This is a genomic window from Leclercia sp. G3L, from assembly GCF_021117075.1.
Taxonomy (GTDB): Bacteria; Pseudomonadota; Gammaproteobacteria; order Enterobacterales; family Enterobacteriaceae; genus Enterobacter; species Enterobacter adecarboxylatus_C.
The window spans coordinates 3,818,570-3,843,105 of sequence record NZ_CP088265.1 but is presented as its reverse complement, the minus strand read 5'-3'; the positions used below and the strand labels follow the sequence as shown (position 1 = coordinate 3,843,105).

At 56.0% G+C, this 24,536-nt stretch carries 18 protein-coding genes, 2 pseudogenes and 1 riboswitch; of the genes and pseudogenes, 12 read left to right on the top strand and 8 right to left on the bottom strand.

Features of this window, described 5'->3' with window-relative positions; translation table 11 throughout:
• Positions 1-2: 2 nt before the first annotated feature.
• Positions 3-1,430: a melibiose:sodium transporter MelB gene (gene melB, locus LRS40_RS19870; RefSeq protein WP_142489320.1), complete on the bottom strand. Its 1,428-nt coding sequence runs from the start codon at positions 1,428-1,430 to the stop codon at positions 3-5.
• An 84-nt stretch (positions 1,431-1,514) separates the two neighbouring features.
• Positions 1,515-2,870 carry an alpha-glucosidase/alpha-galactosidase gene (locus LRS40_RS19865; protein ID WP_142489321.1) on the bottom strand — a complete coding sequence of 452 codons (1,356 nt, stop codon included), beginning with the start codon at positions 2,868-2,870 and terminating at the stop codon, positions 1,515-1,517.
• Positions 2,871-3,142: 272 nt separating this feature from the next.
• Between LRS40_RS19865 and melR the strand changes: the two genes are divergently transcribed.
• Positions 3,143-4,069: a transcriptional regulator MelR gene (gene melR / locus LRS40_RS19860; protein ID WP_142489322.1), complete on the top strand. Its 927-nt coding sequence runs from the start codon at positions 3,143-3,145 to the stop codon at positions 4,067-4,069.
• 186 nt (positions 4,070-4,255) lie between these two features.
• On the opposite strand, the gene LRS40_RS19855 is transcribed toward melR, so the two are convergent.
• Complete coding sequence (locus LRS40_RS19855) at positions 4,256-5,107, bottom strand: nitroreductase family protein (RefSeq protein ID WP_231312467.1); 852 nt, start codon at positions 5,105-5,107, stop codon at positions 4,256-4,258.
• A gap of 130 nt (positions 5,108-5,237) precedes the next feature.
• Between LRS40_RS19855 and LRS40_RS19850 the strand changes: the two genes are divergently transcribed.
• On the top strand, positions 5,238-6,131 hold the full coding sequence (locus LRS40_RS19850) for a LysR family transcriptional regulator (protein ID WP_231312466.1): 894 nt from the start codon (positions 5,238-5,240) through the stop codon (positions 6,129-6,131).
• A 140-nt stretch (positions 6,132-6,271) separates the two neighbouring features.
• Here LRS40_RS19850 and LRS40_RS19845 read toward each other — a convergent pair whose 3' ends face one another.
• From LRS40_RS19845 to LRS40_RS19835, 3 genes and pseudogenes are all read right to left on the bottom strand, one after another.
• The gene (locus LRS40_RS19845; protein ID WP_231312465.1) at positions 6,272-6,844 is read right to left on the bottom strand and encodes a TetR/AcrR family transcriptional regulator; all 573 of its coding nucleotides are present in this window, start codon (positions 6,842-6,844) and stop codon (positions 6,272-6,274) included.
• A gap of 96 nt (positions 6,845-6,940) precedes the next feature.
• A pseudogene (locus tag LRS40_RS19840) lies at positions 6,941-7,531 on the bottom strand (arginase family protein); the annotation flags it as partial.
• A gap of 9 nt (positions 7,532-7,540) precedes the next feature.
• Positions 7,541-8,725, bottom strand: a pseudogene (locus tag LRS40_RS19835) (IS3-like element ISEc52 family transposase).
• Between the two features lie 70 nt (positions 8,726-8,795).
• Here LRS40_RS19835 and LRS40_RS19830 point away from each other — a divergent pair.
• Both LRS40_RS19830 and LRS40_RS19825 read left to right on the top strand, forming a co-directional pair.
• Positions 8,796-10,003, top strand: a protein-coding gene (locus LRS40_RS19830; RefSeq protein WP_088569505.1) for an IS3 family transposase whose coding sequence is annotated in 2 segments (ribosomal slippage) — positions 8,796-9,117 and positions 9,117-10,003 — 1,209 coding nt in all. Because the reading frame shifts where the segments join, the coding sequence is not laid out codon by codon here.
• Positions 10,004-10,247: 244 nt separating this feature from the next.
• Positions 10,248-10,945 (top strand): IS1-like element IS1B family transposase gene (locus LRS40_RS19825; RefSeq protein ID WP_095033700.1). Its coding sequence is split into 2 segments (ribosomal slippage): positions 10,248-10,497 and positions 10,497-10,945, totalling 699 coding nucleotides; the frame shifts between segments, so codons are not numbered across the junction.
• Positions 10,946-11,106: 161 nt separating this feature from the next.
• Here LRS40_RS19825 and LRS40_RS19820 read toward each other — a convergent pair.
• Together LRS40_RS19820 and LRS40_RS19815 are read right to left on the bottom strand one after the other, a co-directional pair.
• Positions 11,107-11,346, bottom strand: a complete 240-nt coding sequence (locus LRS40_RS19820; protein ID WP_106993802.1) for a DinI family protein — start codon at positions 11,344-11,346, stop codon at positions 11,107-11,109.
• Positions 11,347-11,444: 98 nt separating this feature from the next.
• Positions 11,445-13,634 carry a TonB-dependent siderophore receptor gene (locus tag LRS40_RS19815; RefSeq protein ID WP_231312464.1) on the bottom strand — a complete coding sequence of 730 codons (2,190 nt, stop codon included), beginning with the start codon at positions 13,632-13,634 and terminating at the stop codon, positions 11,445-11,447.
• A gap of 359 nt (positions 13,635-13,993) precedes the next feature.
• On the opposite strand from LRS40_RS19815, the gene LRS40_RS19810 reads away from it, so the two are divergent.
• The 8 genes from LRS40_RS19810 to atzF all read left to right on the top strand — a co-directional run bounded on the left by LRS40_RS19810 (position 13,994) and on the right by atzF (position 24,535).
• Positions 13,994-14,587, top strand: a complete 594-nt coding sequence (locus tag LRS40_RS19810; protein ID WP_231312463.1) for a DUF4142 domain-containing protein — start codon at positions 13,994-13,996, stop codon at positions 14,585-14,587.
• Positions 14,588-14,804: 217 nt separating this feature from the next.
• A riboswitch (guanidine-I (ykkC/yxkD leader) is annotated at positions 14,805-14,903 on the top strand.
• 57 nt (positions 14,904-14,960) lie between these two features.
• Positions 14,961-16,019 carry a putative urea ABC transporter substrate-binding protein gene (locus LRS40_RS19805; RefSeq protein WP_142489340.1) on the top strand — a complete coding sequence of 353 codons (1,059 nt, stop codon included), beginning with the start codon at positions 14,961-14,963 and terminating at the stop codon, positions 16,017-16,019.
• 17 nt (positions 16,020-16,036) lie between these two features.
• The gene (locus tag LRS40_RS19800; protein ID WP_231312462.1) at positions 16,037-16,852 is read left to right on the top strand and encodes an ABC transporter permease; all 816 of its coding nucleotides are present in this window, start codon (positions 16,037-16,039) and stop codon (positions 16,850-16,852) included.
• Positions 16,849-17,625 carry an ABC transporter ATP-binding protein gene (locus LRS40_RS19795; protein ID WP_231312461.1) on the top strand — a complete coding sequence of 259 codons (777 nt, stop codon included), beginning with the start codon at positions 16,849-16,851 and terminating at the stop codon, positions 17,623-17,625. Before LRS40_RS19800 ends, LRS40_RS19795 begins: the two co-directional genes overlap by 4 nt.
• Positions 17,626-17,629: 4 nt before the next feature.
• On the top strand, positions 17,630-18,340 hold the full coding sequence (locus LRS40_RS19790; RefSeq protein ID WP_231312460.1) for an urea amidolyase associated protein UAAP1: 711 nt from the start codon (positions 17,630-17,632) through the stop codon (positions 18,338-18,340).
• Between the two features lie 11 nt (positions 18,341-18,351).
• On the top strand, positions 18,352-18,984 hold the full coding sequence (locus LRS40_RS19785) for an urea amidolyase associated protein UAAP2 (RefSeq protein ID WP_142489344.1): 633 nt from the start codon (positions 18,352-18,354) through the stop codon (positions 18,982-18,984).
• Between the two features lie 152 nt (positions 18,985-19,136).
• The gene (gene uca / locus LRS40_RS19780) at positions 19,137-22,739 is read left to right on the top strand and encodes an urea carboxylase (RefSeq protein ID WP_231312459.1); all 3,603 of its coding nucleotides are present in this window, start codon (positions 19,137-19,139) and stop codon (positions 22,737-22,739) included.
• Positions 22,736-24,535, top strand: a complete 1,800-nt coding sequence (gene atzF, locus LRS40_RS19775) for an allophanate hydrolase (protein WP_231312458.1) — start codon at positions 22,736-22,738, stop codon at positions 24,533-24,535. Before uca ends, atzF begins: the two co-directional genes overlap by 4 nt.
• Position 24,536: the final 1 nt, after the last annotated feature.

Sequence of the window (24,536 nt, the reverse complement as noted above, 5' to 3'; positions counted from 1 at the left end):
GGTTACGCCTTCGCGTCTGATGTTTTCGTCATGCTGATGCTGGATGATTGCGTTTCTACAGGCGCTGTGGAGTGACGATATTTATCCAACAGGTGGATCTGTATTTTTCTCAGCATATCGCCATTAAGTTTGTAGAGGCGGAAGTAGAAGATCAGGGTGATCAGGAAGAAGAGCGCCGGAAGCGCAATCATGATGAACTGCATACCGGTTACGGTGCTTTCAGACTGCGCAACATTTGGTACGTAACCGATGATGCCAAGTATCAGGGAGATAAAGAATGCAGAAAACGCCGAGCCTCCTTTAACCACCATCGTTTGAACCGAATAGGCAATGCTTTCACACCGAACGTTGAGTTTGTACTCGCCATAATCTACGGTGTCCGCCACCATAATGACCTGTAGCACCCAGAACAAGGCTGTCCCTACGTTCAGCAAAATTCCGGCAAGGGAGATTAACCACACATTGTGATACCCAGCCAGCGCTATCCAGAGCAGCACCCCACCGCCAAAAATCGGTAGCACCGATGCTCCCGCCCACAGTAAGCGGCGTGACAACGCTTTTACCAGTCGCGGGAACAGGATCAGGGTTAACAGGTTTGCTGCCCCCGAATAAGACATGTAATAGGGGAAGAGGCTGGCGTCACCTATAACGTAGGTGAAGTAATAAATCGCGAACCCCGTAATAATGTTTGCTGCGATGTTGTATGCCAGCGCCATACCCAGCAGGCAAGAAAGCTGATCGTTTTTATAGATCAATGCCACTATGGCCTTTAAGCTGAGGCGGCTACTGTCTTCGGTTGCATCACTGTCTGACGAGTAAACCTCTTTCACGTTGCGTAACATGATGAGGGTTGAAGCAATAAAGAAGGCTATCAATATAAGCGTAAACATCTGGAAGCCGAAACCTCGGTCTTCGCCGCCGATATAGTTGACGAACGGTAGCGTAACGCCTGCGGTGATAAACCCGGATAAACTGGCAAAGAAACGTGGAAAAGGTACCAGCTGTTCGCGTTCACGTTTATCCAGGGTAATGGTGGGTACCATCGACCAGAACGGAATATCCATGATTGTGTAGGTCATGCCCCATAGGATATAGGTCACGCAAACGAACACTACCTGCGTTGTGCCTTCAAACAGATGCGCGCTAAACAGTAAAAACAGAACAATCGAGTTGGCTATCGTTCCCACCAAGATCCACGGCTTAAACTTTCCCCAGCGGCTACGGGTGCTGTTGACTATCCAGCCCATGATCGGATCGTTGATAGCATCCCAAATCCTTGCGATTAAAAACAGCGTGCCCACCAGGCCTACCGATAAACCGACAACATCGGTGTAGTAATACATCAGATACATGTAAACGATGCCAATAGCGAAATCTTTACCAAACGCCCCAAATCCATAACTGAGTTTTGTTGTAATTGATATGCTCATATAGGGTACCAGGCCACTGTCACCAGTGCCTTCCTTCTGTTATTAGATATGTGAGAAGCCGGGCATGACGCCCGGCGTACTGGGTTATGCGCGATGAAGCCAGGCCGGTAACCAGTCACCGTGTGCTGTAATCAGGTCATCAACCAGGGCATAAATCTCTTCAATTCCGAGCACGGCTGAGGTATGAGGGTCAAGCAGCGTGGCGTGGTAAACGCGGTCGCGATTCTCTGTCAAAATCGCTTCGGTCAGTAAGGTCTGAACATTAACATTGGTTTGCATAAGCGCTGCCAGATGTGAGGGTAGTGCGCCAACACGGGTCGGTTGAATACCGTTGGCATCCACCAGGCACGCTACTTCAACACAGCAGCCCTGTGGCAGGTTATCGATAAGGTTATCGTTGCGCACGTTGCCATAGATAACACTTGGCTCACCCGTCCACAGCGCGTTCATAATGGTGCTGGCATATTCACGAGATGGCTTGATGTCAATGCGTTCTGCCGTTTTGTACTCTTCAAGTTCCTTGCGCCAGTTAGCCAGTTGCTCAACACAACGTTTTGGGTACTCATCTAATGGGACTTTGTAACGCTCAATCAGATCTTCGCGGCCAGGCTTAATAAACCAGGGCGTATATTCTGCAAAGTGCTCAGAAGATTCCGTCACAAAATAGCCCAGCTTTTTGAACATCTCGTAGCGGACGATATTTTCACAGCGCGGATTGCCATGCAGATTGGGCTTCGGCGCTTCGCCACTTTCGTAAGCTCTCAGCAGATCCGGATAAATACTGACGTATTCACCCTGATCATTTTTTTTCTCAAGCGAGAGATAAAATGCCATATGGTTGATACCGGCGCAGCGATAGCGCAAGGACGCCGGGTCGATAGATAAATCACGCGCCAGCTCTTCAGCCGTTCCCTGCACCGAGTGGCACAGCCCCACCTGTTTAATCTGCGGGTAGCGTGCATACATAGCCCAGGTATTCATCGCCATCGGATTCACGTAGTTAAGCATCGTGGCATCCGGACAAACTTGCGTCATGTCTTCACAAATCTGCCATAAATGCGGGATGGTGCGCAGGGCACGCATAATTCCGCCAGGGCCTAAGGTATCGGCAATAGTTTGTTCCAGGCCGTGTTTTTTACAGACGGCAAAGTCCGTGACGGTACAGGGTTCGTAGCCGCCAATCTGGAAAGCAACCACAACGAAATCAGCGTCCTGAAGGGCTTGTTTCTGGTCGGTATGGCAGGTGATCTTTCCGCAGGCACCTGCGGAGTCCATCAGTTTACGCACTACAATATGTGACTCTTCCAGACGCGTTTCATCAATATCCATCAGGGCAATATGGGCCGATTTCAGCGCCGGGCGATGAAAAACATCTCCGAGAATGTTTTTAACAAAAATCGTCGAGCCTGCGCCGATAAAGGTAATTTTTGGTGCTGACATTTTCTTTCTCCGTGGCATAAGTAAACCCCGTCAGATTGGCATGTCGTGCACCGGTTCTCCTCCCTCTTCCTTACTTAGCATTCCGGAAAACTCAGATTGGTTTCATCACCCATTTAAATATGAGTTTTCCGGATTTTTTCGTCAGGAAAGCAGATAATCTCGGCTAACAGACTGATAACCGCCCGCTTATATCGCCAAATTTTTCTCATTCTCACAGTCACTGAAAGACTTTTGTGCCAGTATTTCTGACAATTCAGGAAACGGAGAGAACAATGAATATCATCCCAAATAGCCTTCCGCCCGACCCGGATATGTGCAGCAGCACCGATAGCAATACGCGCAGTCCTTTATCGCTTTACTCCGAATACCAACGCATGGATATTGAGCTACGCAGGCCTCAGCATATGGAAGCCTGCCACTGGCACGGGCAGGTCGAGGTGAATGTTCCTTTTGACGGCGACGTAGAATACTTAATCAATAATGAAACGGTGCAGATTAAGCAGGGACATATCACGATATTTTGGGCCTGTACTCCGCATCAGCTCACCCGCCCTGGTGAATGCAAAAATATGGCTATTTTTAGTCTTCCTATGCATCTTTTTCTCTCCTGGCCGCTGGACCGGCAGCTTATCAATCATGTCACCCACGGTACGGTGCTGAAATCCCTGACCGCGCAGCAGCTTAGCCCCTTTGAAGTTCAGCGCTGGCAGGAGGAGATCAGAAGCCCCAACGAGCAAATTCGCCAGTTAGTCATCGATGAAATCTGCCTTATGTTCAAACGTTTTAGCCTGTCAGGTTGGCAGCCGATTCTGGTGAATAAACCCGCCCGTACGCGCAGCAGCGGTAACAATGTGTCACGCCATGCACAATTTTATGTCAGCCAAATGCTGGAGTTTATCGGCAATAATTACGACCAGGCGTTGACCATCGAACAGGTTGCTGAACACGTCAAACTCAATCCGAATTATGCGATGGGGATATTTCAGCGCGTCATGCAGCTCACCATGAAGCAATATATTACTGCGATGCGCATTAACCATGTGCGGGCACTTCTTAGCGATACGGACAAGTCGATTCTGGATATCGCTCTCACCGCAGGGTTCCACTCCAGCAGTAGTTTCTACAGCACATTTAACAAATATGTCGGGATGTCGCCGCATAACTATCGCAAACTGCGCCAGTTAAGGAATGGCTGCTAATTAACCGGGTCGCTTAATAATCATGCGCGTCAGCCCAGTTGTGGAGAGGAAGTACAAGAGGCGTTCGCGCTGAAACAGTTCTGATTGCCTGGCGCTGAATATTGAGTGAAAAGCGGAACTTAAGCCGGGCCACAGAGGGCTCAAAAAAAGAGCCCAAAATTCAGCTGCAAGGCTGATAGCCCCCCGTTATTTCAATTTGAAACCGCGCTGTATGACTGTCTCACGTAATTTATTTCTTCCGCCTAAATAATCCATGCTTATCGCGGATTCAACTACGGATCCAGCCCAGGTTTTGTCACTCATATTCTGGCGCTTACGGAATGTCTTATAGGCGGATTCATATCTTTCAATCCAGGTGCGATAACGACTCTCATCGTAATGATTGTAATGTAACACCATCGGCTGGGCAGGGCGCGGGCGAACGCTGCTGGTTCTGGTATCATCTGGCAATCCTACAGCCATCCCAAAAGTGACAAAGCTGTAATCAGGCAGGTTGATTATGTCAGCAACCTCTTTCGCAATGTTACGCATGACGCCGAGATAAACTATCCCCAGGCTCATAGATTCCGCTGCAACGGCTGCGTTCTGGGCGGCAAGCGCTGCGTCAATCGAAGCCATCAGGAAAGAATCAAGGTAGTCGAGCACAACAGGCTCTTTCCCGGCATCCTTTGTAATTCCTGCACCACGTGACAGGTCTGCTACCCAGAGCAGCAATGCAGGAGCTTCCTCGATCCATGGGATACGGTCCACGGGTACTGAGCGGGCTACAGTGTCTGAAATTCGCTGTTTGAGGGCCGGGTCAGTAACGGCCACCAGGCTCCACTGGTTCAGGGCAGAAGAATTTGATGCCGACTGTGCCGCAGCAACCATCGTCTCTATTGCCCCATCCGGCAGAGCTTCAGGCAAAAATGTCCTGACAGATTTATGGCTCAGAAGCGCTTCTATCTGAGGCGTCCAGATAATGTTGTCAGGTTTTGGTTGCTCTGCACCGTATCGGGCCTCAAGCAATGCCTGCTGTTGTGCATTCATTTCGGTCATGGTTTTTACTCTCCTTCGGCAAATTTGATGACCGCAGAATAGCCGGGCTGACAAAACAGATAATCCCCGGATTTGCGACTTCAGTTTTCATATGTGTGCACAATCGGAGTGTATGCCTTAGAATTGAGGCATGGATCATCTATTAGCTATACGTATATTCCAGCGCATTGTTGAGACGCGCTCTTTCACAAAGGCCGCAGCACACCTGGATTTGCCACGCTCTACGGTCAGTAAGAATCTCAAAGAGTTAGAAGCGCATCTGGGCACTAAGCTGATACAGCGCACTACGCGCTCTGTCGCGTTAACCACTGAGGGTGCTGAGTATTACCGGAGGATCAGTAGGCTTGTCACTAAGCTTGATGAGACCGAAGGCGCAATACGCGATGTAGGGACAGCGGCGAAAGGAAGGCTGCGAATTGATCTTCATTCATCACTGGCCAATTTTGTGTTGATGCCGGTTCTACAGGAGTTCCGGGAACGCTATCCGCATATTCAGCTGGCGCTTGGGGTGGGCGATCGCCCGGTTAATCTCATAGAGGAGGGGGTGGACTGCGCCATTCGCGCGGGAGAACTGGCGGACTCGTCTCTGGTTGCGCGCACGCTGTATAAAGATCGCTTAATTACCTGTGCCAGCCCCGGATATCTTAAGCAGTATGGCGTGCCGAAAAACCTCTCCGATCTTAAGAATGGACATAAGATCGTCGGCTATTTCAGCGCCGCAACAGGTGAGGCATGGCCTCTGCGTTTCCGCAGCCGGGGAGACGATACACAGTTAGTGGCCTTTGATATCGCCGCGAACGACAGTGCCGCTCTGATTAGCATACTTGTACAGGGTATGGGCATTGGACAAACCCATGCTTCCGTTGCCAGGCGCTTTATTGAATCTGGTGAACTTGTTCCTGTTCTTGAAGACGTAACGCAAAGGCAATTTCCTGTCTCAATCATTTATCCACCAACAAAGCAGCTGAATGCCCGGCTGAGGCTATTCATAGACTGGATGATAGACAAATTTTCTGACCATTAGTGACAACATGGCTTGGGGTAAAACAACGTGGCCCGCTACTGGTATGTAGAGGGCAGGGGCGTGCGGTCGAGAGCAGCTTTGAGCGAACAACGGACGTTTGCGATTCATGCGCTATCAGTTATGACTGGACCAGTTTGGTATTATTTCAATAATTTTGACATTAGCTCAAAAAACATTGGCAGGTCACGGCTGAAAGAGAAAGACGCGTTTATCGCTTTGCGTGCAATTAATCCGTCGATAAAGGCAAAAAGTATAATCGTGGTTTCTTCCAGGCTAATGTCCTGTCGAAACTCTCCTGAAGCAATACCTTCTGCGATAATCCCTGCAATACTTTGCCGCATGATGGTATCACTGGAAATATACGTTTTTTGCAGTTCAGGGTTCCGCGCAGATTCTGCCATGATTTCTACCCACAATTGATGTGTAACTGGGTAGCCTACATCGCTAATGCACGAAGTAACCTGCGCACAAAGGCGGTCGAAATGAGTACCCCTGGATGGAGCATTATGGGCCGTCAGCGCTGAATTCTGCTCTTCAAGAACGATAGCCTTAATGAGGTCATCCTTGCTTTTAAAATACGTGTACATCGCTCCCTGACTGATCCCAGCGCGGGTAGAAATTTCACGCACGCTTGTCGCACTGAAGCCTTTTTCTGCAAAACAGGCAGCAGCGGCGGTAATCAGCTTATGGTAGGTTTCAGTTTTCTTTAACATGTCGAGAATAATGTTTTATACGGTGCCCGGACTTTAACGCTGTTTGCTTCGAGGAGCCAGACTTAACTCTGTAGTTCTGGCTCATGGAATCAGATATCACTTCATCAGCGGCAATACACTGAGCATTTTCTTGAGGTTCAGCATATCCCACGGCAGATGTTCAGCAATCGTAAGGCCGACCGGTGCCGTTTTTGAGGTAGCCTGAGCTATCAGATTAAGTACATCTTCAATAGTCAGCTTGCCTTCTGCTACATCGCCAAAGTCGTGCTCGCCTCTGCCAGGCATAGCGAAAAGAACAGAACGGAAAAGTGACGGATCGAGAACGTCCAGAACCAGGTGTATCGCCAGATACTCAATGCTTTCCCTGTGAATCCACTCCAAAACTTCTTTCCCACCATTTTTGACTTGTTCAGGACCGATAGTCGCAATGTTATGACGAGCAAGGTATTCAGCTTCATAAGCCAGTGGATCGTGGATACCTGCAATCATTATTTTTGAGGGATTAAGCCTGGTGGCTACGTGAGCAACTAAATCTTTATCACCCGTACCAATTAGTGCTCCAAGAACATGGGCATGAGCGTTTGGATATTGCTTAGCAGTCTGCACGTCAGGGTGAGAGTCAATCCAGAGCACACCCAGTTTATCACCGTATTTATTGAGCAGATGTGAAAAAGGAGCCAGTGATACCTGTTGTGGTCAACTAAAACTGGCCACCGCGTTAGAGTTTTTCCAGTATCGGTTTTCTGATTCGTTTGGTGGTAACCCACCATTATATTCGTGCGGTCTTAGTGCGCTGTAATATCCAACGATATAGTCCGTTATTGCGTGAGCTGCATCGCTGAAGCTTACATAGCCCGTCGCTGGCACCCATTCGTTCTTCAGACTCCTGAAGAAGCGCTCCATTGGGCTGTTATCCCAGCAGTTTCCACGCCGACTCATACTCTGCCTGATCCGGTATCGCCACAGTAACTGCCGGAACTGCCTGCTCGTATAATGACTGCCTTGATCGCTGTGGAACATCACCCCGACGGGCTTACCACGGGTTTCCCATGCCATTTCCAGTGCTTTCATGGTAAGCCTGCTGTCCGGCGAGAACGACATGGCCCAGCCCACTGGTTTTCTTGCGAACAGGTCGAGAACAACGGCGAGGTACGCCCAGCGCTTACCCGTCCAGATATAGGTCACATCACCGCACCACACCTGATTTGGTTCCGTTACGGCGAACTGTCGCTCAAGATGATTCGGGATAGCAACGTGCTCATGACCGCCACGCTTATACCGGTGAGTCGGCTGCTGGCAACTGACCAGCCCCAGCTCTTTCATGAGTCTGCCAGCAAGCCAGCGCCCCATCTGGTAGCCTCTCTGGGTTGCCATTGTGGCGATGCTTCTTGCTCCGGCAGAGCCGTGGCTGATGCCATGCAGTTCAAGTACCTGGCTGCGTAATACAGCCCGTCTGCCGTCTGGCTTTTTCAGGACGGTTTTTCCAGTATTTGTAGCTGCTGCGATGAACCCCGAACACATGGCAGAGAGTGGCCACAGGATAACGCGCCCTGAGTTTCCCGATTATCGAGAACTGTTCAGGGAGTCTGACATCAAGAGCGCGGTAGCCTTTTTTAATATTTCATTTTCCATTTCAATACGTTGTAGCTTTTTCCTGAGCTCACGGATTTCAATTTGTTCCGGGGTAATGGGGGAGGCTTTTGGTGTTTTTCCCTGCCGCTCATCACGTAATTGTTTCACCCATCGCGTCATTGTGGAAAGGCCGACATCCATAGCGCTGGCTGCATCTGCCACGGTGTAATTCTGGTCAACGACCAGTTGAGCGGATTCGCGTTTAAACTCTGCGCTGAAATTTCTTTTTGATGTAGCCCCCTGAAACACCAGACAGTAGCTGTATCTCCAGATAAGAGATAGGCTTGAATATATGTCTAACACTAACGCCAATTTTGAGATGACCGGGATCCTGTTAGGACAAGAAGTCCGTAAACGTAAAACTCCTCAGGAGAAGATCGCCATTATCCAGCAGACGATGGAGCCGGGCATGAATGTCTCCCATGTCGCCCGCCTGCATGGCATCCAGCCCAGCCTGCTGTTTAAGTGGAAGAAGCAATATCAGGAAGGCAGCCTCACCGCCGTTGCGGCCGGAGAAGAAGTTGTTCCAGCTTCTGAGCTTACTGCTGCTCTGAAGCAGGTCCGGGAGCTTCAGCGCCTGCTGGGCAAGAAGACGATGGAAGTTGAGATCCTGAAAGAAGCCGTGGAGTACGCTCAGTCGCGAAAATGGATAGCGCACGCGCCCTTGTTGCCAAAGGACGGGGAATAGCCCTGGTCAGCCGCACCATGGGCGTGTCGCGTGCGCAGCTGTCACTGCGAATTAACCGTTCTGCCGACTGGCAGGACAGGCGCTGTAACCGGCGTGATGACGAAGCAGACGCTGAAATACTGTCAGAGATCCTCGATATCATCAGCGATATGCCCAGTTACGGCTATCGCCGTGTGTGGGGCATCCTGCGTACGCAACGTCGTACAGAGGGACTGCCCCCCGTGAACGCCAAACGGCTTTACCGGCTTATGAGCGAGCATAATCTGCTGTTACTGCATGACAAACCAGAGCGATCGAAGCGTGAACATAAGGGCAAAATCGCGGTGGCAGAAAGCGATATGCGCTGGTGTTCAGATGGCTTCGAGTTCGGCTGCGACAACGGTGAGAAGCTGCGGGTCACGTTCGCGCTGGACTGCTGCGACAGAGAAGCCATAGACTGGGCAGCGAGCACAGGAGGCTACGACAGTTCGACGGTGCAGGATGTGATGCTGAGGTCGGTGGAAAAGCGCTTCGGCGACGGGCTGCCGACCACACCGGTTCAATGGCTGACGGATAACGGTTCAGCATATACCGCGCATGAAACGCGGAGGTTCGCCAGAGAGCTGAATCTGGAGCCGTGTACAACAGCGGTGAGCAGCCCGCAGAGCAATGGCATGGCCGAACGGTTCGTGAAGACGATGAAGGAAGACTATATCGCGTTCATGGCAAAACCAGATGTGAGAACAGCCCTGCGAAACCTTGCAGCAGCGTTCACACATTACAATGAAAACCACCCGCACAGCGCGCTGGGATATCACTCCCCGAGGGAATATCGGCGGCAGCGGACATCGTTAACTTAAGATACAAAAGCTGTCCGGAGATGGCGGGTCAAGATCAGCTGAAATTTCTTTTTTTCATTATGGCACCTGTGTTGTTCTGAGGTGAGCATATCACCTCTGTTCAGGTGGCCAAATTCAGTAAACCACTTCACATCCACCGGAACAGACTCAACAGGGCCATCCGATTCGGGGGAAAGATACGAGAAAAGAGGTGATGCTGCCAACTTACTGATTTAGTGTATGATGGTGTTTTTGAGGTGCTCCAGTGGCTTCTGTTTCTATCAGCTGTCCCTCCTGTTCAGCTACTGACGGGGTGGTGCGTAACGGCAAAAGCACTGCCGGACATCAGCGCTATCTCTGCTCTCACTGCCGTAAAACATGGCAACTGCAGTTCACTTACACCGCTTCTCAACCCGGTACGCACCAGAAAATCATTGATATGGCCATGAATGGCGTTGGATGCCGGGCAACCGCCCGCATTATGGGCGTTGGCCTCAACACGATTTTCCGCCATTTAAAAAACTCAGGCCGCAGTCGGTAACCTCGCGCATACAGCCGGGCAGTGACGTCATCGTCTGCGCGGAAATGGACGAACAGTGGGGATACGTCGGGGCTAAATCGCGCCAGCGCTGGCTGTTTTACGCGTATGACAGGCTCCGGAAGACGGTTGTTGCGCACGTATTCGGTGAACGCACTATGGCGACGCTGGGGCGTCTTATGAGCCTGCTGTCACCCTTTGACGTGGTGATATGGATGACGGATGGCTGGCCGCTGTATGAATCCCGCCTGAAGGGAAAGCTGCACGTAATCAGCAAGCGATATACGCAGCGAATTGAGCGGCATAACCTGAATCTGAGGCAGCACCTGGCACGGCTGGGACGGAAGTCGCTGTCGTTCTCAAAATCGGTGGAGCTGCATGACAAGGTCATCGGGCATTATCTGAACATAAAACACTATCAATAAGTTGGAGTCATTACCGAAAATTCCGCTTCTGGCACTCTATGGACCCAGGTTCGGCTCTATGAATGAACGAGCAGAACCTTTTTCAGGCATTCTGGTTTACAGGCGCTGGTTGATGTTAACGCGTAAACCTCAAAAGGAAGCGGTCTCCGGACCTTTAAACCTCACTCCGCAACCAGCCACATATCGGCCTCGTCAAACATCTCTTCCAGCATGCGGTTCAGCTTTTCCCGATCGCTTTTGCTGGCATCGCTATTCAGGCCGTTCGCCTGCATCGGCTTCACCTTCACCTCGGCATCCGGAAAGATCCGGTGCACTCGGGTGGTCAGTTCAGCCAGGATGATCTCTCTTGCACCCGGAAGCCCCGCCACATTTCTTTTGTCATAAACCAGTTCAACGAACATCACACATCCCCTCAAATACTGTTTTAATGTACAGCATTCTTACCGGGGCAATGACATCTGTCAACTGCCGCCCGCTATGCAGGCGGCAGAAGTGACGATCAGAACAAGACCGAGTAGTTCAGGCCAAAGGTACGACCGCGTCCTTTGTAGGTATAGAGGTTCTCAGCACCGTAGGTTGGGCTATAGAGCCCCGGTGCGCGCTGTCCCCATGCGGTGGTATAGTCTTCATCCAGCAGGTTTTCCACGCTGAAGCTCAGCTTGCCCACCGGCAGAAGGTAACTGCCTATGAAGTCAGCGGTGTTATAGCCATCAATCTGCTTCCCGGCTTCATCAGACAAATCAAACGTCTGCATACTTTGCAGACGCAAGGTCCAGTCGCCCGGCGCCCAGGTGACCCATGCGCTCATCTTGGACGGGCTGGCGCTGTCTACCGTCAGCTTTTCCCATTTCCCGTCGACGCGGGTTTCCGATTTGATGACGTTGAAGTTTGCGCCCGTGCTCCACTCGCTGTCGGTGAAGAAGTAATCCACCTGGCCTTCAACACCGTAGATGCGACGCTCGTCATCTTCGACGTTAATGGTCATGTCGCTTTTGTTAATGTTGATGGTTTTGTCAGAGAGCGAATAGTAACCGGCAATCTGCGTGCGCAGGTTATCCCCGGTGTAGCGCCAGCCCAGCTCGTAAGCATCAACTTTAATCCCGTCGAGTTTTGAGTCGTTAACGTTAACGCTGTTGACCAGGCGATAATGGCCGTTTACCAACTGATAGGTGCCGGAGCCGTAGTATTTCGCCAGATCCGGGATCTCAAAGCCCTGAGAGAAGTTAAACCACAGCTGCTGGCGTTCGGTCAGATGACCCAGAATGCCGGCGTTAAACAGCAGGTTGTTGTAGTCGGTTTTCCCGCCCGGGACCGCGTCTGCCGAGGTGGCTCTCCCCGTGGCGATAGCCTGTTGCTGGGCGTAACCCACAAAGTCATCGACCTTGTTTTCCGTGTACTGATAGCGCACGCCGCCGCTCAGGGTGATAGCGGAGAAGTCGTAGCTCGATTGCAGGAAGGGGGCGAGGTTGGTGATGCTGTAGCCCGGATAGCGTCCCACGTTATACGCATTATCCAGCTTCATGCCGCCGCTGGCCGCCGCTTTGCTGAGGTCGAAAAATTGCTGATTGGCGTCGAAGGTTTCATGTTCGGCATCCACACCCCATGTCAGGGTCAGCGCATCCAGCGGTTTGCTGTTGAGGGTCAGCTTGCCGCCGTAGAAATCGGTTTTTTGCTGCGAAGCGCCAATGCTGGTGACCCGGCCGCCTGAAAGCGTAGGGAAGGGGTAGTACGTCAGGCTTTCATCGCGGTAGTAAATTTGCGCGAGCAGATCCTGGCCCCAGAAATCGGTGTTCGAATATTGCAGGTTGATCAGGTGGCGTTCGGTGCCAGGAATACGATCGGAGTCGAGGTTATTTTTGTTGTATGCATTGCCGGCGCCCGTTACTGCCGAGAAGTTCTCGCCAAGATAGAGGCCGTGCTTACCGTCGGATTCGCTTTTGTAATACTGCGTGGTGAGCTGCAACTGCTGATGATCGTCAATATTCAGCGTGCCGGTGCCCATCACGTCCAGGCGGTCAGAGTATTGCAAACCGGTCTGGGTGTTATCAATGATCACCTCGTCGCCGTTGCCGTCGTACCAGCCGCCAAAGCGCTGATACGCCACTGACAGTCGCCCTGAGGCGTTGTCGTTGCCGCCGCTGACCGCCGCCGCGATGTTCTCGTCATTATCGTTATGGCTGTTGAAGCCCGTTTTCAGGCCGGTCTGAAACTCGACTTCCGTTTCCGGCTGGCCCTTTTTGGTGACGATATTGATTAAGCCACCGGTACTGCCGCCGCCGTAGAGAGAGGTCGCCCCGGAGATGACTTCAATGCGGGAGATATTGAACGGATCGATGGAGTCCAGCTGGCGGCTGTCGCTGCGCGAGGAGTTTAAACGCACGCCGTCGACCATCACCATCATTGAACGGCCACGCATGTTCATACCGTAGTTGGTACGTCCCTGGCTGCTGACATCCATTCCGGGAATCAGCTGCGCCAGTACCTCTTTAAGCTCTTTGCCTCCCTGAACCTGCTGCTCAATATCAGCCTGCTCAATAACCCAGGTGGTCTGCGCCATATCGGTAATAGAGTGGTTTGTACGGCTGGCGGAGACCACCAGCGACTCTTCTTTTTGTCCTTCTGCTGAGGCATTAGCGGCTAGCATCATCAATAAACAAGGGTTTAAAGCCCAGGAGTAACGCGGTTTCATTATTATGATCGTCCTGATTTTTCGAGGTGTCGGTGGCATGAATGCCCCTTACCGCAAGAACATCACCCGGTCAGGTGATAGTGATTATCAAGATGATATGAATAATCATTACAAAGTAAACAGGTAATGTTAAAAAATGTTTCTATAATGGCATGATTTTAATGGGGTTTATTAGGGGGGCGGGTCAGGCGTGAAAGAAAACTCACTGCGCCACGGCGTAATACCGAGAAAGACTTCCGCCGAAACATGAGCGAGGAGAATGTTCCACTATACTGACAATTGCAGTTATCACTTACCCAGGAGGCGACGCGCGGTTAAATACCTGACACAACCTAATCCATGACCATCAGGAGAACAAAATGCAAAAGCGTAAAACCTTGAAAGCGCTGCTAGCCGTATCGGCAGTAGCAGCGATGTTCTGCACTGTCGGCGTGCAGGCCCAGACGTCGTCAAGCGCCGCTCAGAGTAGCGCCGTAGGCCAGACCGGATCGATGGCCAAACTCGACTCCGGCGATGAAAAAGCGTTAAAGGACATGGCGCAGGCCAATATTAATGAAGTTGCCGCCGCGAAGATTGCGCTCAGTAAGGCCGAGAGCAGCGAAGTTAAAGCCTTCGCGCAGAAGATGGTCGATGACCACGGCGCTGCCCTGACCAAAGTCCAGGCGGTCGCCCAGCAGAAGGGCGTAACATTGCCAACTGAGCCGGACGCCATGCATAAGGCCATGGCCGACAAGCTGGAAAAAGAGAGCGGCGATGCATTTGACAAGATGTATATGGAAAACGCCGGCACCAAAGATCATCAGATGGTGCTGTCGAAGCTGCAGAGTGACGCCAAAAATATCAAGGACCCGGATGTGAAGGCCCTGGCCGACGCGCATACGCCGGTGGTTGAGCAGCACCTTAAGTCTGCCCAGCAGATGACGATGCAACCCGGCAAGGCAGGAAGTAAGTAACCAGGTTGTTCGGTGGGCGCACGTTTCTGCACCAGGATTTCCCTTTTACTCCTGGGCCCCTCCTGGGCACCACGACAGTGCACCCACCCCGCACTCCCTCACCAAAACGGTGAGATCCCACCCCTGTAAATTACCAACCTTCTGATAATCCCCATAAAAAATTCCTGGCACACCCCTTGCAGATATAAACGCGAAAGGGCAGCACCACACAATTTGAAAAATAGCTGGCTAGGGTTCCGGTTCACTGCGGTGAATGGCTGGTCCAAGAGCTGGCGACCTCTGAGAGGTTACACGGCGGGACAAAAGCCCGGGAGACAGCAGCACCAGACGGTGTCGCGCTGCCCCCTTATTTTGTGCCACTCAGAGGTCAAGCATGAAGAAAACGCCATTACTCCGCTCTCTTGTACTGTCGCTGGCGATGCTGGTCAGTCTCCCCACTTTTGCTGCCGTCAAAAAAGAGTTCAACGTCTGCTGGACCCTCTACGCCGGCTGGATGCCCTGGGGCACCATCAGCACCGATAAAATCATCGATAAATGGGCCGACAAGTACGGCATCAAAATCAATGTTGTGCAGCTCAACGACTACATCGAATCCATCAATCAGTACACCGCCGGCCAGTTTGACGGCTGCACCATGACCAACATGGACGCGCTGACCATACCGGCGGCGGGCGGTGTAGACACCACGGCGCTGATCCTCGGCAGCTACTCCGAAGGCAACGACGGTGTGGTGATGAAGGGCGAGGGCAAAACCCTCACCGATCTGAAAGGCATGAAAATCTACCTGCCGGAGCTGTCCGTTTCCCATTACCTGCTGGTGCGCGGGCTGGAGAAAGCGGGGCTGGCGGAAAAAGACGTCACCGTGGTGAACACCTCGGATGCAGATATCGTCTCGGCCTTCAACACGGCAAACGTGCAGGCTGCCGTGGCCTGGAACCCACAGCTCTCGGTCATCAAAGGCACGCCGAAAACCACCGAGGTGTTCAGCTCCTCGCAGGTGCCGGGCGAGCTGATCGACATGATGGTGGTCAACAGCGAAACCCTGAAGGACAACCCGGCGCTGGGCAAAGCGCTGACCGGGGCGTGGTACGAGATGATGGGGCTGATGAAAGCCCAGGACGCTAATGCCCTGAACGCGATGGCGGCGGCCTCCGGTACCGATCTCACCGGCTATCAGGCGCAGCTGAAAACCACCCACCTGTTCTACACCCCGCAGGACAACATCGCCTTTGTCACCTCGCCGGATCTGGCGAAAACCATGCAGCGCGTGGCGGCGTTCTCCTTCGATAAAGGGCTGCTCGGCGATGGGGCGCAGAGCGCCGATTTTATCGGCATGAGCTTCCCGGGCAACGTGACCCAGGGCGATGCCAACAACGTCAAACTGCGCTTTGACGACAGCTTCGTGAAAATGGCCGCCGCTGGCCAGCTGTGATGAGTGACGGAGTCTCCATGCGACACATAAATCGTCATCCCACCCCGGGCATGCGGCTGATGCTGGTTATGCTGCCCTTTGTCCTGCTGCTGGCCGCATACTTTTTTGGCTCGGCGGTGCGACTTGAGGCCAACCCTCAGGACAAGCTGCTCCCGGGCCTGCAACAGATGCTGGATGCGATCTCGCGGATGGCCTTTACCCCGGATAAACGCAGCGGCGAGTACCTGTTCTGGGTCGACACCCTGGTGAGCCTGGCCCGTCTGCTGGTGGGGCTTTCGATCGCCTCGCTGATCGGCCTGTGTATCGGCGTCACCGCCGGGGTGTTTCCCCTGTGGCGGGCGTCCCTTTCACCGCTGATGACGGTGCTGTCGATGGTGCCACCTCTGGCAATTTTACCGGTGCTGTTTATCGTCTTCGGGCTGGATGAGCTGTCAAAAATCATGCTGATCGTTATCGGCATCACCCCGATGCTGGCCCGGGATCTGGAGCACCGCGCCTGCGAAATCCCGCCGGAGATCCTGATCAAAGCCCAGACCCTGGGGGCCAACAGCTGGACGCTGGTGCTGCGGGTGGTGCTGCCGCAGCTGCTGTCGCGCCTGCTGACCTCGCTGCGCCTGCTGCTGGGTTCAGCCTGGTTGTTCCTGATTTCGGCGGAGGCGATCTCCTCCACCGCCGGGCTGGGGTATCGCATTTTCCTTGTCCGCCGCTATATGGCGATGGACGTGATTATCCCCTATGTCCTGTGGATCACTCTGCTGGCGTGGCTGATGGACCTGGCGCTGCGCCAGCTGCACAAGCGCTGTTTCCCGTGGGCAGAAGGAGGGAAAGCATGAGTTTTATCACCATCAACAATATCTGGCAGGAGTACGGCGACCATGTGGTGCTGGAGCGTCTGAATTTACAGATCAACGAGGGCGAGTTCTGCTCGATGGTCGGGGCGTCCGGCTGCGGGAAATCGACTTTTCTGCGCCTGCTGCTCGGCCAGGAGAGGCCGAGCCGGGGCTCCATCACCCTGGACGGCAAACCGCTCACCGCCGAGCCGGACAGCCGCCGGGGCGTGGTGTTCCAGCGCTACTCGGTCTTTCCGCACCTCAGCGTGCTGGATAACGTGGCGATCGGTCTTGAACTGCCGCAATCCCCGCTGCTTGGGCGGCTGTTTGGCACGAAAAAACGCGCCGCACGTGAGCAGGCCGCGCAGATGCTGGACAAGGTCGGCCTCGGCCATGCCCTCGACAAATATCCCGCGCAGCTCTCCGGCGGGATGCAGCAGCGCCTGGCCATCGCCCAGGCCTTTATCATGCAGCCTCGCGTCCTGCTGCTGGACGAGCCCTTTGGCGCGCTGGATCCGGGGATCCGTAAAGACATGCATGCGCTGCTGTTACAGCTGTGGGGCGAAACCCGCATGACGGTGTTTATGGTCACCCACGATCTCTCCGAAGGCTTCAACCTCGGCACCCGTCTGCTGGTGTTCGACAAGGTGCGCCTCGATCCGCAGGCCCCGAACGCCTTTGGTGCGCGCATCACTTACGACATTCCGCTCAACGAGACACGGCTTTCGGCCCTGAGCGGTTCGACTCCCGACAACGTTTATGCCTTAAGGGGTTAACGCTATGAATACGACTTTACGTGAAGAGATCCTGCCGGGCGGCGGCCACCTCTCGTTTGTACTTAAGCGCGGACAGATCCTGCGCATGACCGACCTCGACGGCGGGGCCAACGTCAGCCTGATGATGCTCAACCCCCATGAAAAGAGCGAGCGCCTGAACCTGCCGGATACCCTGAAAGGCCAGCACACCGCGCGCCTGACCGCCGGGCACTGCTTTTACTCCGATATGGGCCGGGTGCTGGCAGGCATTACCGCCGATACCAGCGGCTGGCACGATCCCTTTGGCGGCGTGCTCAATGCCGCCGAAGTGACGGAAAAATACGGTCAGGGACGCTATCAGGAGCTGCGCAACGGCTTCTTCCGCAACGGCACCGACAACCTGCTGGTGGAGATGGGCAAATGGGATCTCAACCTCGAAGATCTGCTGATGGTGGTCAACTTCTTCAGCAAAGTGACCGTGGATGACAGCGGTCGGTTCAGCTTCCACCGCGATCGTTCCCAACCGGGGAGCTACGTAGAGCTGTATGCCCCCATGGACACCCTGATGGTGATGACCGCCCTGCAACACCCGATGGACCCGTCCACCGAGTATGCCCCGCGCCCGGTGCAGCTCAGCTGGCGGCAGGCAGAGGACGAGGAGGGCGCCATTAACGCACTCCTCACGCGCCCGGAAAATGGCCGCGCCATCACCAACACCCAACTTTTCGCCCTGTAAGGAGCCGCAAGATGACCATTATCAGCGAAAAACAGCCTCAGGAGGCGACCTTCCGCCACGTGATCCCGGCGGGCGAGCCTTACCTGTTTGAAGTGAAAAAGGGCCAGACCCTGCGCCTGCTGGATCTGGAGGGGAATCAGGCGGTGGATACCCTGTTCTATAGCGCCGATAACCCGCGGGAGCGCTACGACGCCCAGCGCACCCTGCGCCGTCAGAACAATGCGTATCTGACCAGCGGCAGCGTGCTGTACTCCAACCTCGGCAATCCGCTGCTGACCATCGTGGCCGATACCTGCGGGCGTCACGACACCCTCGGCGGGGCCTGCGCCCAGGAGAGCAACACCGTGCGCTATGCCCTCGACAAACGCCATATGCACAGCTGCCGGGACAACTTCCTCTGCGCCTGTCTGCACGATGGCCGCCTGCAAAAGCGCGATATCGGGGCCAACATCAACTTCTTTATGAACGTGCCGGTAACGCCCCAGGGCGGGCTGACCTTTGCCGACGGCATCTCCGCCCCGGGGAAATACGTTGAGCTGCGCGCGGAGTGCAACGTCATCGTGCTGATCTCCAACTGCCCGCAGCTCAACAACCCCTGTAATGGCTGGAACCCAACCCCGGCGGAGGTGCTGATATGGAACTGACGCCAAATCGCTGGCAGCGCCTGCGCCAGATGCTCTACCGCCTGTTTGAAGTGCGCGCCGGACGGATCCTGCCGTAAATCTTTTTTCCCCGTGGACGACCATGCGGTGAGCCAATTTTCGGCGGGACGACCCGCCACGATTGAGTCTAAACTATGTTGACAAAACTCCTGATTGCCAACCGCGGGGCGATTGCCTGCCGCATCCTGCGCACGCTGCGCGCCATGAATATCGGCGGCGTGGCGGTCTATTCCGAGGCGGATATCAGCAGCCTGCACATTCGCGAGGCCGACGAAGCCCTGAGCCTGGGCGACGGCCCGGTGGCGAACACCTATCTGGTCAGCGACAAAATTATCGCCGCGGCGAAAGCCAGCGGTGCCCAGGCCATTCATCCGGGCTACGGCTTTTTATCCGAGAACGCCGCCTTTGCCGAAGCCTGCGAAGCTGCGGGTATCGCCTTCGTCGGACCAACGCCGGAGCAGCTGCGCCTGTTTGGCCTGAAACACACCGCCCGGGCGCTGGCCAAAGCCCAGGGCGTGCCGATGCTGGAGGGCACCGAACTGCTGGCGGACGTGAATGAGGCGCTGCGCGCGGCAGAACAGGTCGGCTACCCGGTGATGCTGAAGAGCACCGCGGGCGGGGGCGGGATCGGCATGCGCGTCTGCTATACCGACGCGGAACTCTTTGATGCCTTCGACGCCGTCGTGCGGCTGGGGAAAAATAACTTCAGCGATGCGGGCGTCTTTATTGAAAAGTACATCGAGCGGGCGCGTCATCTCGAAGTCCAGCTGTTTGGTGACGGCAAGGGGGAGGTGATCGCTCTCGGCGTCCGCGACTGCTCGGTGCAGCGACGGAACCAGAAGGTGCTGGAGGAGACCCCCGCGCCCAATCTGCCGGACGGAATGGCGGACGCGCTCTGTGCGGCGGCCATCAAGCTGGGCAAAGCGGTCAACTACCGCAGCGCGGGTACCGTGGAGTTTGTCTACGACAGCGATGCCGCCCGGTTCTACTTCCTCGAGGTAAATACCCGTTTGCAGGTGGAGCACGGCGTTACCGAACAGGTGTGGGGCGTGGATCTGGTGCGCTGGATGATTGAACTGGCCGCCGGAACCTTGCCTGCGCTGGCGGAACTGCGCGCAAGCCTGACCCCAGCGGGCCACGCCCTTCAGGCGCGGGTCTATGCCGAAGATCCGGGCCGTCAGTTCCAGCCCTCGCCAGGCCTGCTCACCGAGGTGGTGTTCCCGGTGGATGACCGTCGCACCCTGCGCATCGACAGCTGGGTAGAGTCCGGCTGCGAGGTACCACCGTTTTTTGATCCGATGCTGGCGAAAATCATCGCCTGGCAGCCCACGCGCGATGCGGCCATTAATGCCCTGCACGCCGCCCTGGGCGACACTCGCCTGTACGGGGTGGAGACTAACCGCAGCTACCTGCAGCAGATTTTAACCTTTACCCCGTTCGCCAGCGGCGAGCCCTGGACCCGCTGCCTGGAAGGGCTGGCTTATCAGGCCTCTACCCTGGAGGTGCTTAGCCCCGGAACGCAAACCACGGTGCAGGATTATCCCGGGCGCATCGGCTACTGGGCGGTCGGCGTACCTCCTTCCGGACCGATGGACAGCCGGGCGCTGCGTCTCGGCAACCGCCTGCTGGGCAACGATGACCGCGCCGCAGCGCTGGAGATCACCCTCAGCGGCCCGACGCTGAAATTCAACTGCGACGCCCAACTGGTGGTGACCGGGGCGGAGATCGCCCTCACGCTGGACGGCGAGCCGCTGGAGAACAACCGGGTCTTTAGTGTGCACAGCGGCATGACGTTGCGGATGGGGGATATCACTGGCGACGGCGTGCGCAGCTATCTGTGCCTGCGCGGCGGGTTTAGCGTCCCGGATTACCTCGGCAGCAAAAGCACCTTTACCCTCGGGCAGTTTGGCGGTCACGCCGGACGCGTCCTGCGTACCGGGGATGTGCTGCACATTGCGCCGTTAACCTCGCCATGTCCGGAGCAGGCGCTGCCCCTGGCCCTGCGCACTAACCTGGACGCCGTCCGCGAACTGCGGGTGATCTACGGCCCGCACGGCGCGCCGGAGTATTTCACCCCGGAATATATGCAGACCTTCCTGACTACCGACTGGGAAGTGCATTTCAACTCCAGCCGCACCGGCGTGCGTCTGATCGGCCCTAAACCCGAGTGGGTGCGCGACAGCGGCGGCGAGGCGGGGCTGCATCCGTCGAACATTCACGACAACCCCTATGCCATTGGCGCGGTGGATTTTACCGGCGATATGCCGGTGATCCTCGGCCCGGATGGCCCAAGCCTGGGCGGGTTTGTCTGCCCGGTCACCATCATTGAGGCCGACCTGCACGCGGTCGGGCAGCTGAAAGCGGGCGATAGAGTGCGCTTTGTGCCCGTCGACATCGCCACCGCCCGACGCCTGGCGCAGGCACAGGAGGCTGAGATCCGCAGTTTGCATCCGCAAAATCTGGACTGGCAGCCGGCGGAGATCGCCTCGCCGGTGGTGCTCGAGCAGGGCCAGGGCGATAAACGTCTGGTGGCGCGACTCTCCGGTGACACCCATCTGCTGCTGGAGATGGGCGATCCGGAGCTGGATCTGGTCCTGCGTTTTCGCGCCCACGCCCTGATGCAGGCTCTGGAGGCGAAGGCGCTGCACGGCGTGATCGACCTGACGCCGGGCATTCGCTCCCTGCAAATTCACTATCAGCCGGAGGCGCTCAACCTGACAGCGCTGCTGGAAGCGATCGCTGGATTGTGGCAGAGCGTCTGCGAGCAGGACTCGCTGGAGGTGCCGTCGCGCATCGTCTGGCTGCCGCTCTCCTGGGACGATCCGGCCTGCCAGAAGGCCATCGACAAGTACATGACCACCGTGCGCCGGGACGCGCCCTGGTGTCCGAGCAACCTCGAGTTTATCCGCCGCATTAACGATCTGGCGAACGTGAACGACGTTTACAAAACGGTCTTCGACGCCAGCTATCTGGTGATGGGGCTGGGGGATGTCTATCTCGGCGCACCGGTGGCGACGCCGCTGGATCCGCGTCATCGTCTGGTCACCACCAAGTACAACCCGGCGCGCACCTGGACGGCGGAGAACTCGGTGGGGATCGGTGGGGCGTATCTCTGCGTTTACGGCATGGAGGGGCCGGGCGGGTATCAGTTTGTCGGCCGCACGTTACAGATGTGGAGTCGCTATCACGCGGTAGAGGATTTTGGCGGCAAGCCCTGGCTGCTGCGCTTCTTCGACCAGATCCGCTTCTATCCGGTCTCTGCTGACGAGCTGCTCACCATCCGCCGCGATTTCCCGCTGGGGCGCTACCCGCTGCGCATCGAGCACACCACCCTGAAGCTGGCGGAGTATCAGCAATTTCTCGCTGACGAAGCCCAGGGCATTGAGGCGTTTCGCACCCATCAGCAGGGGGCCTTTAACGCCGAGCGCGAGCGCTGGATCGCTAACGGCCAGGCGCATTTCGACAGCAGCGACGTGCTGGCGGAGGAGGGGGAGGATACCCCGCTCAGGCCGGGACAGGCCGGCATCGACAGCCCTGTCTCGGGCAATTTGTGGCAGGTGAACGTTGAACCCGGTCAGCAGGTACGCGAGGGCGATGTACTGGTGGTGCTGGAGTCAATGAAGATGGAGATCCCGCTGCTGGCCTCGCAGGACGGGGTGGTCAGCCAGGTGCGCGTCCAGCCGGGCTCTTCGGTGCGGGCGGGTCAGTGTGTGGTGGTTCTGGAGAAAGCAGCATGATGCAGCCCTTTGATTTACGTCTCGATATGCTGGCGCAGGCTTACCGCGAGGGCCGTTACAGGCCGCGCGAGGTGATTAACACCCTGCGGGAGCGGGCGCTGGCGTTAAACCCGGAGTTTAATACCTTTATTTATATCCTCACGCCAGAGGAGCTGGAGCCGTACCTGGCCGCGCTGGAAGGCGCATCACCCCAGACGCTGCCGCTCTACGGCGTGCCTTTTGCCATCAAAGACAACATCGACCTGGCGGGAATTACCACCACCGCGGCCTGCCCGGCGTTTGCTTACCGGGCAGAGCAGAATGCGACCCTCGTCGGGCAGATGATTGCGCTGGGGGCCGTTCCGCTGGGCAAAACCAACCTTGATCAGTTCGCCACCGGCTTAAACGGCACGCGCTCGCCCTACGGAATTTGCCGCAACAGCGTTAATGCGGACTATCCGGCGGGGGGCTCCAGCTCGGGTTCGTCGCTGGCGGTGGCGCTGGGGCTGGCGAGCTTTGCCCTCGGTACCGACACCGCCGGAAGCGGGCGCGTTCCAGCATCGCTCAATAACCTGGTCGGGCTGAAGGCGACCAAAGGGTTAATCTCCACGGCGGGTGTCGTCCCGGCATGCCGTACCCTGGACTGCGTGACCTTCTTTACCGCCACCGCTGCCGAGGCCAGCCAGCTGCTGGCGCTGACGGCGGTGAAAGATCCACGCGACGACTACAGCCGGGCTAACCCGGCATGGAACGGGGCGCAGGCGTTTGGCGCACCCGAAAAAGGGTTCCGCTTCGGCGTGCCGGACCGGCTGGCGTTTCTCGGCTGCGAGGAGAGTGAGGCGCTTTACCACGCTGCAAAAAACGACTTGATCGCGCTGGGCGGCATCCCGGTAACCATCGACTTTGCCCCATTTTTAGCGGCGGCAACGCTGCTCTATGACGGCCCGTGGGTGGCGGAGCGTTATCATCTTGCCGGGAAACTGATTGAGCAGCAGCCGGAGGCGGTACTGCCGGTGATCCGCGATGTGCTGCGCAAAGCTCCTGGCACCGACGCGGTGGCGGCGTTTGATGCCCAGTACAAACTCCAGCATTTCAAAACCCTCTGCGACGGGATCATGGCGGAGCTGGATTGTGTGTTAACCCCGACCTATCCACGCCCGGTCACTCTGGCGGAACTGGCGGAGGAGCCGGTAAAGCGCAATTCCGAGCTGGGAGTCTATACCAACTTCATGAACCTGCTGGACTATGCCGCCGTGGCGGTACCCGCAGGGTTTATGGCGAATGGTCTGCCGTCAGGGGTGACGCTGTTTGGTCGGGCCTTTACCGATCAGTATCTGCTCAGCCTGGCCGGGGCGTTACAACGTCACCAGCAGCTGGCTCTGCCTGGCGGTCGTCAGATTCAGACGGCTGAGCCTGCGGCCACCGCCAGCCACGATCGCCTGTCGGTGGTGGTCTGCGGGGCGCATCTCGACGGGCTGGCGCTGAACCACCAGCTGCGCCAGCGCGGGGCGACCCTGCGCGAAGCAACCCGCAGCGCGCCGCACTATCGGCTGTATGCCCTGGCCGACGGAAAACGCCCCGGCATGGTGCGCGACCGCGAACAGGGGGCATCCCTTGCCGTTGAGGTGTGGGAGCTGCCCCACGCCGAAGTGGGATCGTTTCTGGCCGGGATCCCGGCGCCGCTGGGGCTGGGGAAAGTGGAGCTGGAGGACGGGCGCTGGTTAACGGGATTCATCTGCGAGGAGTATGGTCTGCAGGGGGCGCAGGATATCACGTCATTTGGCGGCTGGAGAGCCTGGCTTGCCCACAAGCAGTGAG